Source organism: Bradyrhizobium sp. i1.15.2 (assembly GCF_040548425.1).
In the GTDB taxonomy this organism is placed as follows: Bacteria; Pseudomonadota; Alphaproteobacteria; order Rhizobiales; family Xanthobacteraceae; genus Bradyrhizobium; species Bradyrhizobium canariense.
In genome coordinates, this window is sequence record NZ_JBEPRQ010000003.1 from 369987 (window position 1) to 383751 (window position 13765).

General features: G+C 64.7%; 14 protein-coding genes. All 14 read left to right on the forward strand.

The features are described 5' to 3' along the window. Positions 1-5 precede the first annotated feature (5 nt). Positions 6-482 (forward strand): flagellar basal body P-ring formation chaperone FlgA, encoded by a 477-nt coding sequence (gene flgA / locus ABIB80_RS09280; protein WP_354127233.1) that lies wholly within the window; start codon positions 6-8, stop codon positions 480-482. After that, on the forward strand, positions 479-1609 hold the full coding sequence (flgI, locus tag ABIB80_RS09285; protein WP_007595884.1) for a flagellar basal body P-ring protein FlgI: 1131 nt from the start codon (positions 479-481) through the stop codon (positions 1607-1609). The genes flgA and flgI overlap by 4 nt, the downstream gene beginning before the upstream one ends. Positions 1610-1673: 64 nt before the next feature. After that, positions 1674-2432 (forward strand): MotE family protein, encoded by a 759-nt coding sequence (locus ABIB80_RS09290; protein WP_354127234.1) that lies wholly within the window; start codon positions 1674-1676, stop codon positions 2430-2432. Further along, positions 2433-3128: a flagellar basal body L-ring protein FlgH gene (gene flgH / locus ABIB80_RS09295; protein ID WP_219681280.1), complete on the forward strand. Its 696-nt coding sequence runs from the start codon at positions 2433-2435 to the stop codon at positions 3126-3128. Between the two features lie 42 nt (positions 3129-3170). Further along, entirely contained in the window at positions 3171-3614 is a 444-nt protein-coding gene (locus tag ABIB80_RS09300; RefSeq protein ID WP_007595878.1) for a flagellar basal body-associated FliL family protein, read from the forward strand. Beyond that, positions 3611-4351, forward strand: coding sequence for a flagellar type III secretion system pore protein FliP (gene fliP / locus ABIB80_RS09305; RefSeq protein ID WP_354127235.1), 741 nt, complete (start codon positions 3611-3613; stop codon positions 4349-4351). The genes ABIB80_RS09300 and fliP overlap by 4 nt, the downstream gene beginning before the upstream one ends. A 264-nt stretch (positions 4352-4615) precedes the next feature. Then, complete coding sequence (locus tag ABIB80_RS09310) at positions 4616-5524, forward strand: flagellin N-terminal helical domain-containing protein (protein ID WP_007595876.1); 909 nt, start codon at positions 4616-4618, stop codon at positions 5522-5524. A gap of 267 nt (positions 5525-5791) precedes the next feature. Continuing rightward, positions 5792-6703 carry a flagellin N-terminal helical domain-containing protein gene (locus ABIB80_RS09315; RefSeq protein WP_007595875.1) on the forward strand — a complete coding sequence of 304 codons (912 nt, stop codon included), beginning with the start codon at positions 5792-5794 and terminating at the stop codon, positions 6701-6703. A 304-nt stretch (positions 6704-7007) separates the two neighbouring features. Continuing rightward, a complete protein-coding gene (gene fliF, locus ABIB80_RS09320) occupies positions 7008-8639 on the forward strand; it encodes a flagellar basal-body MS-ring/collar protein FliF (protein WP_007595874.1) in 1632 nt (543 codons plus the stop codon). Next, complete coding sequence (locus ABIB80_RS09325) at positions 8636-9331, forward strand: hypothetical protein (protein WP_219681279.1); 696 nt, start codon at positions 8636-8638, stop codon at positions 9329-9331. Before fliF ends, ABIB80_RS09325 begins: the two co-directional genes overlap by 4 nt. 6 nt (positions 9332-9337) lie before the next feature. Then, positions 9338-10687, forward strand: a complete 1350-nt coding sequence (locus tag ABIB80_RS09330; protein WP_219681277.1) for a MotB family protein — start codon at positions 9338-9340, stop codon at positions 10685-10687. Then, positions 10684-11886 (forward strand): chemotaxis protein, encoded by a 1203-nt coding sequence (locus ABIB80_RS09335; protein ID WP_354127236.1) that lies wholly within the window; start codon positions 10684-10686, stop codon positions 11884-11886. Before ABIB80_RS09330 ends, ABIB80_RS09335 begins: the two co-directional genes overlap by 4 nt. After that, positions 11883-13214 carry a flagellar hook-length control protein FliK gene (gene fliK, locus ABIB80_RS09340; protein WP_354127237.1) on the forward strand — a complete coding sequence of 444 codons (1332 nt, stop codon included), beginning with the start codon at positions 11883-11885 and terminating at the stop codon, positions 13212-13214. Before ABIB80_RS09335 ends, fliK begins: the two co-directional genes overlap by 4 nt. Then, on the forward strand, positions 13165-13746 hold the full coding sequence (locus tag ABIB80_RS09345; protein ID WP_007595862.1) for a transglycosylase SLT domain-containing protein: 582 nt from the start codon (positions 13165-13167) through the stop codon (positions 13744-13746). The genes fliK and ABIB80_RS09345 overlap by 50 nt, the downstream gene beginning before the upstream one ends. Positions 13747-13765: the final 19 nt, after the last annotated feature.

Sequence of the window (13765 nt, forward strand, 5' to 3'; positions counted from 1 at the left end):
TATCCATGTTGAACAGGATGGGCTCGATCATACGCGGGTTGGCCGCCGTGCTGCTGGTTCTCGTCTCGGCGCGTCCCGCCGCGGCCGAGGAGAAGCGGCTTCCCGTGCCGGCCGTCTCGATCCGCGCCGGCGAGCTGATCCGTGACGACATGATTACCGAGCGTGCCTTCGCGCCGAACGTGCTCGGCGTGGCCATGTTCATCGAAGGACGCCAGGTCCTGGTCGGCCGTATGGCGCGTCGCGCGCTGCTCCCCGGCCAGCCGATCCCGACCAACTCGGTGGAGGATCCCTGGACGGTCGCCCGCGGCGCGATGGTCAAGGTCGTGGTCGAAGACAGCGGCCTGTCGATCGTGACCTACGGCGCAGCGATGCAGTCGGGTGCGCCCGGCGCGCTCATCCCGATACGAAATACCGATACGGGCGTGATCATCAGGGGCGTCGTCCAGCCGGACGGCACCGTCAAGGTCGTGGACGGGTCATGACCAGAGTCCTGCTTGCGCTCGTCCTGCTCGTTTCCGCCGCCAGCGCCCAGGCCGCCGTCCGCATCAAGGACATCGCGGACATCAAGGGATTGCGCGAAAACCAGATCGTCGGCTACGGCCTCGTCATCGGCCTGAACGGCACCGGCGACACGCTCCGCAATGCGCCGTTCACGGAGCAGTCCCTGCAATCGATGCTCGAGAACATGGGCATCAATGTCCGGAACGAGACCACGAGCACCAACAATCCGCCGCGTCCGACGACGCTGCGCACGCGCAATGTCGCGGCCGTGATGGTGACCGCGGACCTGCAGCCCTCGATCGGTGCGGGCGAGCGCATGGACGTGACCGTGTCGTCGCTCGGCGATGCGACCTCGCTGCTCGGCGGCACCCTGGTGATGACGTCGCTGCGCGCGGCGGACGGTGCGGTCTACGCGGTGGCGCAAGGCGCGGTCACGGTCGCCGGTTACAGCGTGGGCGGTCAGGCCCAGAACGTCAGCCAGGGCACGCCGACCGCGGGCCGCATTCCGAACGGCGCGCTGGTCGAGCGCGAGGTGCAGGGTAGCCTCCACGAAATGGAGTATCTTGTGCTGGAGCTCAAGAACCCCGACTTCGTCACCGCAACGCGAATCCTCGACGCCATCAATCGCTACGCGGGCGGACGCTACCGCGCGCAGATCGCCTTCGAGCGCGACTACCGCACCATCGTGCTGTCGAAGCCGCGCCATATCGGACCGGTCCGCTTTCTCGCCGAAATCGGCGAGCTGACCGTAGAGCCGGACACGCCGGCGCGGGTCGTGATCAACGAACGTACCGGCACCGTGGTGATCGGACGCGACGTACGGATATCGACCGTTGCCGTGACGCACGGCAATCTGACGGTCCGCGTCACCGAGCTTCCCGTGGTGTCGCAACCGGCGCCCTTCTCGAAAGGGCAGACGGTGGTCGTGCCCCAGACCGTGGTCGAGGCCAACGAAGCCGGATCGCAGGTGGCGATCCTGAGCGGCGTCGATCTCCAGCGCCTGGTGCGCGGCCTGAACCAGATCGGCCTGAAACCATCCGGCATCATCGCGATCCTCCAGGCGATCAAGACGGCCGGCGCCCTCCAGGCGGATGTCATCGTGCAATGACGCGTAAGCGCCGTGCAAGCTTGGTCGCTCAATGCTCTCTCGACCGAGAATCGTACGCGGGCCGATGTTGAAGCTGGATCATAAAGCCAAACTCCTCCTCTTGGTCGCGGCCTCCGCGCTCGCGAGCGCTTCGCCCGTTCTGGCGCTGGATGAGGCCAAGCCGTCGAAGCCGCTCAACCTGCTGTCCTTCGCACGCGCCCGCGCGCCTGGCCCGCAGAAGCCGATCTCGTCGATCCCGAGCGACAATGCATCGATGCGAGCGACGGCGTGGGCAGCCGAAGATTCGGGACCCGCGACCACGGGTGCCGTGCCGGCCTCCGAGAAGCCCGCGCCGGCAGCCACAGCCGCGCCGCGACCGGCCAAGCCCGGCAGCGTCACGGCACCGCCGAAGCCGGTACCGCCCCAGGCCGCTGCAACCGCGGACAACGAAGTCGCCCTGTTCTGCAGCAATGTCGCCGACCCCGCCGTCGATGCAAGGCTGGCTTGGCAGCTCAAGGAGCTGGAAAAGGCCGAGAACCAGCTTCGCGAGCGGATCGCCGAGGTCGAGGCCAAGCGCGCGGAATATGAGAAGTGGATGGCATTGCGCGACGACTTCCTGAAGAAGGCCGAAGCGAGCGTCGTCGAGATCTACTCGCGCATGAAGCCGGATGCCGCCGCAACCCAGATCGCCGGAATGGCAGACGAGACGGCTGCGGCCGTGCTCGCAAAGCTCAGCCCGAGGAGCTCGAGCGCAATCTTCAACGAGATGGAGACGGGGCGCGCGGCGCACCTCGCCGATCTGCTCGGCGGAATGCGTCGCGTGGATGACGGAAAGACCAAATAGATGAAGAACCTGATCCTCATCCTGTCGCTGTTCTCGCTTGCCGGATGCGTCACTGATCCGGCCGAGGTCCTGACTGGCCCGCGATTGTCGCCGGTCGGGAGCGGGCTGAGGACGCAGGCCGATCCGATTCCCGTGACGCCCCGTATGCACTCGCCCGTCAGCTATCGCTCGACCTGGGACGATGGCACCGACCTCTACCGCGATCCCCGCGCCCGGCGCGTTGGCGACGTCGTGACGGTGATCATCTCGATGCAGGACAAGGCCAAGCTGGACAACAAGACCGGCCGCTCGCGAGATTCGCAGATCAAGTTCGGGCTCGACTGGCTGATGGACGTTGCGGGATGGCAGGACAAGGGCTCGACGAGCGCCAACCTCAACACCAACACCCAGATCAAGGGCAACGGCCAGATCGACCGCACAGAGGATATCAAGCTGTCGATCGCGGCCATCGTCACCGACGTGTTGCCGAACGGCAATATGATGATCAGCGGCTCGCAGGAATTCAAGGTCAACACGGAAATGCGCGTGCTCAACGTCGGCGGCATCGTGCGTCCACGCGATATCTCGCGAACCAACACGATCTCCTACGAGAAGATCGCCGAGGCACGCGTGGCCTATGGCGGTCGCGGAAATCTCTCTGACGTGCAGCAGCCTGGATGGGGACATCGGATCTATGACGCCGTGGCACCGTTCTGAGATGCGCGACCGTCGGGCCGCGTCGCGGGGGCAGGGGACGTCATGCGCCTGATTGCAGCCATCCTGGTGTTGACCCTGATCGCGATCGGTGCGGGCGCGCTTGCCGGCCTGCATCTGTTTGCGGCCGCCGAGCGCGTCGCCGATGCGAAGAAAACCGCCACGCCGCCGCCTCTTGCCTCGAGCTACGCCGGCAGCGCGCGGCTCAGGAAGCTGTCCCCGATCGTGACTAATCTTGGCGCGCCGGCCAACAACTGGGCCCGCATCGAAGCCTCCATGGTGACCGAGAGCATGAGCGACGAGGATGCCGGCATCCTGGCGGCCCATGTCAGCGAGGACATCGTCACCTATCTGCGGTCGGCGACGGTGGCGCAGTTCGAGGGATCGCGCGGGCTTCAGCACCTGCGCGACGACCTGACCGAACGCGCCAATATCCGCTCCTCGGGCAAGATCCGCGAATTGATCATTGAGACGTTGGTGATTCAGTGAAACTGAGAGTCCTGCTGCTTGCGTTGCTCCTGGTCGTGCTGCCCGAAGTGGCACTGGCCCAGATTCCGGACCTCAATTCGCTGCTGCCCCCGGGCAACGGCTCGACCAGCGGCCGGATCATCCAGCTGATGGCGGTGATCACGGTGCTGTCCGTGGCGCCGGGACTGCTCATCATGGTGACGAGCTTCACGCGATTTGCGGTGGCGCTGTCGTTCCTGCGGGCCGGTCTCGGCCTCCAGACCACGCCGGCAAATCTGGTGCTGATCAGCCTCGCGCTGTTCATGACCTTCTACGTGATGGCGCCGACCTTCGACCGCGCCTGGGAAACCGGCATCCAGCCGCTGATGAAGAACGAGATATCGGAGGAAGAGGCCTATCTGAAGATCACCGATCCGTTCCGCGAATTCATGCTGGCCCATGTTCGCGACAAGGATCTGCAGACGTTCGAATCGCTGGCCGCGGAGAGCTTCCGCAGGAAGTTCGACGACAAGCGCGTCGACATGCGCGTCATCATTCCGGCCTTCATGATTTCCGAGCTCAGGCGCTCGTTCGAAATCGGATTCCTCATTATCCTGCCGTTCCTCGTCATCGACATGATCGTGGCGACGGTGACCATGTCGATGGGCATGATGATGATGCCGCCGACGATCCTCGCACTTCCGTTCAAGATGCTGTTCTTCGTGCTGATCGACGGCTGGAACCTGCTCGCCTCCGGGCTGGTGCGGTCGTTCTCGTAGCGGCAACGAGCGCCAGCCGGATGGTTATGGTTAGCGAGAAGTACCGGACTATGGTTAGCAATAGGTACTGTTAACCATCTGATTTTACAGCGTAATTCAAGCCGATCTTAATCTGCGCGCAAGATTCGGCGTGTTAGCAATGCGGCACGGCGGGTTGGACCCCACCCATATCAGTCCAAAGGCATGATGCCGCCCCTCCGTACCGGTGAAAGCCCGGTATGTCCCCTCGTGAAAATGTAACGCGTACATAAAGGGACATTCGCAATGTCAAGCCTGCTTACGAACTCGACCGCCATGACCGCACTCCAGACCTTGCGGTCTGTGAGCTCGCAGCTCTCCACCACGCAGACCCGCATCTCCACCGGCCAGCGCGTCTCGACCGCCTCGGACAACGCTGCCTATTGGTCGATCGCGACGTCTATGCGCGCCGACAACGCCGCGCTCTCGGCGGTCTCCGACTCGCTTGGTCTGTCGGCCGCGACCGTCGACACCGAATATACCGCTCTGACCACGGTCATCGGCGACAAGGACTCCGGGCTGACCAAGCTCCAGTCCCTGCTGGTCGAAGCCAAGACCGCCGGTATCGACCGCAGCAAGATCCAGGCCGACGTCACCCAGATCCAGCAGCAGATGAAGGCGACAGCCAGTGCGGCGACCTTCAATGGCATCAACTGGCTGAGCACGACCGCCACGACGCCGACGACCTTCAGCCTCGTGTCATCGTATTCGCGTATCGGCGGCACGCCCACCATCGGCTCCATCACCGTGACGACCGCCAACTACTCGCTCTACACCTCGGCGCAGGGCGGCATTCTGGACACGGCTGGTTCGACCGCTCCGTCGATCGACACGATGAGCATCTCCGCACTGACCGACTCGGCAGCTGACCAGACCACGCTCGATGGCTACATCGCGCAGGTCACCGCTGGCATCAACTCGGTTGCCTCGGCCGCCGCCAATCTCGGTGCCGTCAAGAACCGCCTCTCGACCAACACGGACTTCGTGAAGTCGCTGATGGACTCGGTGGACCGCGGTATCGGCCAGCTCGTCGACGCCGACATGAACCAGGAGTCCACCCGGCTGTCGGCCCTCCAGGTCCAGCAGCAGCTTGGCGTGCAGGCGCTCTCGATCGCCAATAACAGCAGCCAGAGCATCCTGTCGCTGTTCCGCTAAACCTCGAACCATCCGGGGAGGGCCGCGCTTCTCGCGAAGCGCGGCCCTTTCGCTTGGCCGTGACGTCGCGCGCCGTAATTTCGGCTGCCCTGTTGCGGTCAAGACACAGGGCCACAAGCCCCGCACAAGCTTCGCGGGCTATCGTCGCCGTTACGACAGGTTGGGCCTTGACGCTTTTGCGCAGCCCAAAGGCATGACGCCGCCCTGCCGTACCGGTGCAAGTCCGGTATGTCCCCAACTCAATCCAATCTCCAAAGGGACATCAAAATGGGTTCTAGCCTCCTCACCAACTCGTCTGCAATGACCGCGCTGCAGACCCTTCGCAACGTCAGCTCGCAGCTCGCGACGACGCAGAACCGGATCTCAACCGGTATGCGTGTTTCGACCGCCTCAGACAACGCCGCCTATTGGTCGATCGCGACGTCGATGCGCTCCGACAACGCCGCGCTTTCCGCGGTTTCCGACTCGCTCGGTCTGTCGGCTGCGACCGTCGACACCGAATATACTGCTCTGACCTCGGTCATCGGCGACAAGGACTCCGGCCTGACCAAGCTCCAGGCGCTGCTGGTCGAAGCCAAGACCGCTGGTATCGACCGCACCAAGATCCAGGCTGACATCACCCAGATCCAGCAGGATATGAAGCTCAAGGCCAACTCGGCGACCTTCAACGGCATCAACTGGCTGAGCACGACCGCCACGACGCCGACGACCTTCAACCTGGTGTCGTCGTACTCGCGCGTCGGCGGTACGCCCACCATCGGCTCCATCACCGTGACGACCGCCAACTACTCGCTCTACACCTCGGCGCAGGGCGGCATTCTGGACACGGCCGGTTCGACCTCTCCGTCGATCGACACGATGAGCATCTCCGTGCTGACCGACTCGGCAGCTGACCAGACCACGCTCGACGGCTACATCGCGCAGGTCACCGCCGGCATCAACTCGGTGGCCTCGGCCGCCGCCAATCTCGGTGCCGTCAAGAACCGCCTCGCGACCAACACTGAGTTCGTCAAGACCCTGATGGACTCCGTGGACCGCGGTGTCGGCCAGCTCGTCGACGCCGACATGAACGCGGAATCGACCCGGCTTCAGGCGCTCCAGACCCAGCAGCAGCTCGGCGTTCAGGCGCTCTCGATCGCGAACCAGAACAGCCAGAGCATCCTGTCGCTGTTCCGCTAGGCCGCGGCTTCGAAAACGACCGTGCTCCTCAGGGAGCACGGTCTCCGCCATGAACGGCGGATCTGACGGCACACGACGTGCTCACATCGACCTCCTGACGCCACCTTCCAGGCAACACGCCGTCGCCGATCGCACCGCGATGCGACCGGACGTCCGCTTGTTGCCGACGCGCGCGATTGCGTCACTCAGTCTCTTGTAAAATTGCAACGCCTCGCCTGCGAACCGACACATTCGTGGTCTCGCGCAACCTTCAGACAAGGTTGGCAGCAGAGTGTCCTCTACGTTCGCATTGGTATGAGGTCACATGCTGTTCAGTCGTGCGCAGATACAGCAACTGCTCAACAATCTGCTGGAGCTTGGGCCGCGACGCCTGATGGCCTTGGGATTGATCGGTTTCGCCGTTCTCGTCACCGTCGTGGGCGGCGCCTATTATCTGAGCCGGCCTGAATTCGAAACGCTCTATACGGGCCTTTCCCGCGAAGACGTGACGCGCATGGGTGCCGCGCTGCGCGAGCAAAACATTACCTTCGACGTCAACACCGCCGGCGACGCGGTCTCGGTGCGTCCGAGCCAGACCATGCAAGCGCGGATGCTGCTCGCCGAGAAGGGGCTGCCGACCAGCGCAAATTCCGGCTACGAGCTGTTCGACAAGATCGGGTCGCTGGGTTTGACCTCGTTCATGCAGGAGGTCACCAAGCTCCGGGCGCTGGAAGGCGAAATCGCCCGCACGGTGCAGTTGATGAAGGGCGTGAAGGCGGCGCGGGTGCATATCGTGATGCCGGTGCGGGGGTCGTTCCGCGCGACGCAGCAGCCGCCTTCGGCATCGGTCGTGCTGCGCACCGACGGCGCGATCGAGGCACGCACGGCGCAGTCGATCCGTCATCTCGTCGCGGCGGCCATTCCGGGCATGACTCGCGACAAGGTCACGGTGCTGGACGCCGACGGTTCGATGCTGCTTGCCGAAGAGGACGAGGCGACTGCTGCTCCGACCAAGATGGCGAGCCTGCAGAAGACGGTCGGCGGGATGGTGCAGGAGAACATCCGCAAGGCGCTGACGCCGTATCTTGGCCTCGACAATTTCGAAGTGAGCGTTGCATCGCAGCTCTCCACCGACAAGCGGCAGATCAACGAAACCGTCTACGATCCCGAAAGCCGCGCCGAGCGCTCGGTCCGGAATGTCCGCGAGAACGAGAAGTCACAGAACGCGGATCGTTCGCAGCCGACCACGGTGCAGCAGAATCTTCCCGACCAGCAGGTGAACGCCGGCGGCACCAAGAATTCCAGCGAGGACAAGACTCGCCGCGAGGACGTCACCAATTTCGAGGTCTCGTCCAAGACCACGACGACGGTGAGCGACGGCTATTCGGTGAAGAAGCTGTTCATTGCCGTGCTGGTGAACCGCGGGCGGCTCATTGCCGACCTCGGCGACAAGAGCAACCAGGCCATCGTCGACAGCAAGCTCGCCGAGATCAGCCAACTCGCGGCCACGGCCGGCGGGCTGGACAAGGCGCGCGGCGATCAGATCCAGGTGACGGCCGTCGATTTCATCGAAGGCTCGCGCGAACTGGCGCCGGTGCCGCCGATCAGCTTCGTCGAGATGATCAACAAGCAGCTCGGCAGCGTCATCAACGCGGTCACGATCCTGGCCGTCGCTTCGATGCTGGTGTGGTTCGGACTTCGTCCTGCAGTCAACGGCATTTTGACCCATCGCGCGGCGCAGGAGCAGACCGAGGCCGCGGAAGCTGCCCAGCTCGAGGCGGCCGCCGGCGCCCTTGCATTGGCAGACAGCGAGGAGAGCGAGCTCAACCTGGTCGAAGACCTCGAAGGCAAGATGCAACGAACGCCGCAGAAGCGGTTGGAGCAGATCGTCCGTCTCGATCAGATGCAGGCGGCAGCGATCCTTAAAGACTGGATGCGACGCGAGGAGGCGGCATGAACGCGGCAATCGGAAAGCTCCTGACGCAGTTCGACGCGAACGGGCGGGTCAAATCGCCTCCGCCTCCACCGCCGCCCAAAATCCAGGATGTGCTGACGAGGCCGAAGGAAGCCCGGCGCGAGCCTCAGCCGCAGCCCCAGACCCATTCGCAGCCGCAGCTTCAGTCGCCGCCTCCGGCGCCGAAGGCGGAAGCCCCGGCGGCCAATCTCCTGGATGATGCCTTTCGGCGCGGGCATGCGGCCGGCGTCGCGGAGGGTGAGTCCAGGATCGCCGAGGAAAGAGTTCGCAGCGCGATCCGGCTCGGCGAAGAGCGGGCCAAGTGGTCCGACCAGCAGGCGGTGGCGGTCGTCAGCGGCTTCGAGACGGCTTGCCGCGAAATCGAGACCAACATCGCGAGCTCCGTTGCGCGGATATTGCTGCCGTTCCTCGCCGATGCGGTCCGCGACAAGGCGATCGGGTCGCTGGTCGAGCAGATTGCGGCGCTGACCGGCAATTCGCCGGTGCCGGTCTTCAAGGTCACCGGCCCGAGCGAACTGCTCGACCTGGTGAGGACGCAGCTCGGGACGGCGCGGCGAACCGGCATCGAGTATGAGGCCGCCGATACTTTCGAGGTTCGCGTCGTGGCCGACCAGACCGTGATCGAGACGCAGATCACAGCCTGGAGCGAGCGCCTGAAAGAGGCGCGCCGGTAGTCCGTCATGAATGAGGTCAAGTCAGAACTCGTCATCATCCGCCGGCGGAGCGCCTTCGACGACGAGAAACCGCACGGCGGCGTCTGGAAGATCGCCTATGCGGACTTCATGACAGCGATGATGGCGTTCTTCCTGGTGATGTGGCTGATCAATGCACTCAACCAGGATCAGAAGCAGGTGGTCGCGAGCTATTTCAATCCGATCAAGCTCGCGGAGAACGCACCTGCCCCGAAGGGACTCAAGGATCTCTCCAAGAAGGAGCCGTCGTCGTTCGACGGCCAGGACGGCAGGCGCCAGCCGGGAGGACCGAGCGAGGAACGTCGCGGTGACTCTCCGACGGCCGAGAAGCCGCCCTTCTACGAGGAGAAGGTCCTGTTCCGCGATCCCTATACGACGCTCGCCGAGATCGCCAGCAGTGCGAACCAGGCCTCGGGTCAGCGGCGCGCCGGCGCCCTGACGTCCGCCGAAGAGGATGGCCTCAAGGGAGGCGACGCCTACCGAGATCCGTTCGATCCCGGCTATTGGAAGCTTGCGCCGCAGGCGACCAAGGATGCCGATCGCATCATCGAGGGCGAACCCAAGCCCAAGCCAGAGCCCGAGTTCAAGTCGAATGCGTCCACGCGCGACACTGCGTCCGGGACAGGCCAGGGCGAGCCGCAGGCACGCCGAGCCAGGCAGGACGATGCCGGCGGAAGCGTGGCTCCGAACGGCGACGCGTCGTCCGGAAGCCTGTCGCCTCTGCTGCCGCCGGGGCCCGCGTCGTCGCTGTTCTCACGCGAAGGGAGCGCGCAGCCGGGTGCCCAAGCTGGTAATCAAGCCAATGCCGCCGCGCAGCCGCGTCCCAACGATGCGACGAAGGAATCCGAGCCGCGCGACGCGGTTCAGGCCCAGCAATTAACGGTCAAACAGCTTCAGTCGGCGATCGCGGATGCGCTGTCGGACGTCAAGGCCGGCGCGGGACCGGTGGCCGAGGTGCGTCAGGTCGAGGAAGGCCTGCTGATCAGCCTAACCGACGATGCGAACTTCGGCATGTTCGCGGTCGGCTCGGCTGAGCCGCGGCCCGAACTCATCCGTGTGATCGACAAAATCGGCCCGCTGCTGACAAAGCGTCCCGGCGTGATCATCGTCCGCGGCCACACCGACAATCGGCCGTACCGTTCGGAGACCTACGACAACTGGCGGCTGTCGACGGCCCGTGCGCAGATGGCCTATTACATGCTGGTCCGCTCCGGCGTCGATGCGCAGCGCATCGAGCATGTCGAGGGTTATGCCGATCGGCGGCCGAAGCTTCAAAACGATCCCGCGGCTGCGCAGAACCGCCGGATCGAGATCATGGTCCGGGAGAAGCGTCCTTGATCTGGCCTCTTCTCCGCGCCGCGCTGCTGATGCTGCTGCCGTTCACGGCGGCAGGCGCGTTCGCCGAGCCGGCACCGACGCCAGCCCCGGCGGCATCGACATCGAGCGAGCCGTATGAGCTCGTTCGGGCGTTGCAGACCGTGCAGGACGGCATCGCCAACGGCGATAGTGCGGCACACGGTAGCCACGGCGCATTGATCCGGCAGATCGGCGAAAAATTTCTCGCCGCCGATCCGGGCGTGTGGAGTAATTCGCAGAACGGCCAGGCCGCCGTCATCTATCTGCTCAGCGGCGGCGCACCGCAAATCATCCGCAAGCTGCCGCGAGACAAGCTGAACGTCGATGGACGGCTGTTCGATGGCGCGCTTGCCTATGTCGAGGGTCGTCAGGACGAAGCGCGCGAACTGCTCAAGGACGTCAAGCCGCGGACGATTCCGTCGGGCTTGGGCGGACAGCTCGCGCTGGTCCAGGGCGCGCTGTTCGCACGCGCCGAGGCATCGCTTGCAATCGAGCGTCTGGATGACGCGCGCCTGCTCTTGCCGGGCACATTGGTGGAGGAGGCAGCCCTGCGGCGAGAGATCTTGCTGGTCGGGCAAGCCGAGGATTTCGACAAGTTCGAGTTCCTGGCGCTGGCTTATATCCGGCACTACCACAACTCGGTCTATGCGGGGGACTTCTGGCAGCGTTTTTCCACGGGTCTGACGCAATCGAGCCTCGCGCTCGACGAGCGTCGGTTTGCGCGGATCTCCACGCTGCTGGAGCAGATCGACCGCGCGAGCCGCCTCAAGCTCTATCTCGTGATCGCGCGCACCGCGATGGTGCGCGGAGGGCTGGTCGTGACCGGGCTTGCCGGCGAACGCGCGCTGACGCTCAGCGCCGATGCCTCGGCGGATCGGGAACGGGCGCATTTGTTTCGCGGCGTGTCGCGGGCGCTCACCGACGAATATGACGGCGGTCTCGCCGAGTTGAAGGCGCTCGACCGGTCGAAGCTGCCGGAGCGCGACATTCCCTTTCTCAATGCAACGGTGCAGCTCGCACTCGACGTTCGCAAGCCGTTCGCTGGCGGATCCGCCGCCGCAGCCGACAAGCCTCCGCTCACGTCCGCGCGTCTCGACCTCGCGTCGTCGACCGCAACGCTTGCTCGCGCGCAGAAGCAGCTCGGCGAGCTCGAACTCCTCACCAGGGATCGCCGTCCATGACGAAGCTCAGTGGAACCTCCGGACAGGTCTTTTCGAGTCTCGCCGAAAGCCTCAACATGCGGGGCACATCGCGTTCCGGCAAGAGCGCCGGGGCGAAAGCGCCGGCGGACTCGTCCTTCAACGATCTGCTGCACACCGTCTCGAATCTCGCGAAGCGCGCGCTCAACGACGGGGGCAGCGACACGGCCGTGAAAGCCGGAACGCTGCGGACGCGCCTGGCGCACCAGAGCGGGAAGGACAACGCGAGCGACGAGGAAGAGCCCGGATCCAACGAGAATCTCACCGAGAAATCTTCCGACAAAAAGGTCGACAACCCCTCCGGGAAACATGGACTTCTCGATCATACCGAGCAGACCGACGTCCAGGGCCGATCGAGCATTGCCGGGATCATCGGGCAGGAGAGCGTCGCCGGGCCGCAGGTCGTGATGCCGCAGATGCAAGCACCGGCCGGCGACAAGAAGGGTGCGTCCGGGCGCGACGAGCGGTCTGCCACGACGAAGCGCGACGTTCAGGCCATGGGCACGTCGAAGGCGACAGCCGAGCTCCCATCTCCGGTGGCTCCAGCCGCCGCGCATTCGCAGGCCGCGACTTCGCACGCCGGAGTTACCGACCAGGTGTCATCGCGGGAAAGCAGTGTGCCGCCGACGGCAACGGCACCCGGCTTCGAGGCCATCGCGGCCAATGTCGAGCGTGCCGCCAAGGCTTCGGCGCGGGATACATTGCCCGGAACGACCAAGGTCACCGTGGTCCAGCAGGAGACCCATCTGCCGCCGGCGCAGTTCAACGCTCCGCAGCAGGTTGCCAACGCTGTCGTCGCCGAGCTGAAAGAAGCTCCGGCACCGACGGCCTCCGCAGCTCCAGATCTTACCACGTCCCAAGCCAATTCGCCGGATCAGCCGCTCAAGATCCTGACCATCAATCTCGAGCCGGCCGCGCTCGGCAATGTCACCGTGCGCCTTCGTCTCGTCGGCAACGAAGTGTCCGTCCACCTCGCCGCCGAGCGCAAGGACACGAGCCAGATGCTGGACCAGCAGCGCGATTCGATCCGCGACCTGATGCAGTCGGCGGGCTACGTCGCCGATGTTGCACCCGTCCAGCACGGCTCCCTGGATGGTTTCCAGAGCGGCTCCGGCCAATCGCAGCCGCAGCTTTCGGGCCAGCAACAGCCCTCGTCGCAGTCGCAAGGCACGTTCGACGGTACGAGTAATTCGTCGGGACAAGCGGACGGCGGCGCGAAGCAGGCCCGACAGGAGCGCCAGTCCAACCAGGAGACGCGTCATGACCAAGACGTGGCGCCGCAGACTCGTCGCGGCCCTGTTTATCTGTAACGCCGGCGCTGCGGCTGCAGCAACCGACAATTCGCGCCCGTGCGAGCGCGAGATGGCGCGTGCGTCCCAGCAGCACGGAATCCCGCTCGGCATTCTCTACGCGGTCGGCTTGACCGAGACCGGGCGGCGCGGCGCACTTTATCCTTACGCGCTCGGCGCCGAAGGACAGACCGTATTCGCCAAGGACATGAACGACGCGATCGCCAACTTTGAAGCCATGCGAGCCAAGGGGATCAAGCTGATCGACCTCGGCTGCATGCAGATCAACCATTACTATCACGGCGACAAGTTCGCCTCGGTGCGGGCGATGTTCGATCCCGCAGGGAATGTCGACTACGCCGCGCGCTTCCTGAAGGAGTTGAAGCAGCGCGAGGGCAGCTGGACCATGGCAGTCGCCCGCTACAATGCAGGTCCCAACAACCAGCCGGCACAGAAGCGCTACGTCTGCCACATCGTCGCGCATCTCGTCTCCAGCGGCTTCGGCGCGTGGACCGACAAGGCGCGCTCGTTCTGTCAGCCGAAGACGGGCTGACGACATGAAGTTGTGCATG

Coding starts and splice junctions, on each gene's coding strand:
- flgA (WP_354127233.1), top strand. CDS start 6: ATGTTGAACAGGATGGGCTCGATCATACGCGGGTTGGCCGCCGTGCTG.
- flgI (WP_007595884.1), top strand. CDS start 479: ATGACCAGAGTCCTGCTTGCGCTCGTCCTGCTCGTTTCCGCCGCCAGC.
- ABIB80_RS09290 (WP_354127234.1), top strand. CDS start 1,674: ATGTTGAAGCTGGATCATAAAGCCAAACTCCTCCTCTTGGTCGCGGCC.
- flgH (WP_219681280.1), top strand. CDS start 2,433: ATGAAGAACCTGATCCTCATCCTGTCGCTGTTCTCGCTTGCCGGATGC.
- ABIB80_RS09300 (WP_007595878.1), top strand. CDS start 3,171: ATGCGCCTGATTGCAGCCATCCTGGTGTTGACCCTGATCGCGATCGGT.
- ABIB80_RS09310 (WP_007595876.1), top strand. CDS start 4,616: ATGTCAAGCCTGCTTACGAACTCGACCGCCATGACCGCACTCCAGACC.
- ABIB80_RS09315 (WP_007595875.1), top strand. CDS start 5,792: ATGGGTTCTAGCCTCCTCACCAACTCGTCTGCAATGACCGCGCTGCAG.
- fliF (WP_007595874.1), top strand. CDS start 7,008: ATGCTGTTCAGTCGTGCGCAGATACAGCAACTGCTCAACAATCTGCTG.
- ABIB80_RS09325 (WP_219681279.1), top strand. CDS start 8,636: ATGAACGCGGCAATCGGAAAGCTCCTGACGCAGTTCGACGCGAACGGG.
- ABIB80_RS09330 (WP_219681277.1), top strand. CDS start 9,338: ATGAATGAGGTCAAGTCAGAACTCGTCATCATCCGCCGGCGGAGCGCC.
- fliK (WP_354127237.1), top strand. CDS start 11,883: ATGACGAAGCTCAGTGGAACCTCCGGACAGGTCTTTTCGAGTCTCGCC.
- ABIB80_RS09345 (WP_007595862.1), top strand. CDS start 13,165: ATGACCAAGACGTGGCGCCGCAGACTCGTCGCGGCCCTGTTTATCTGT.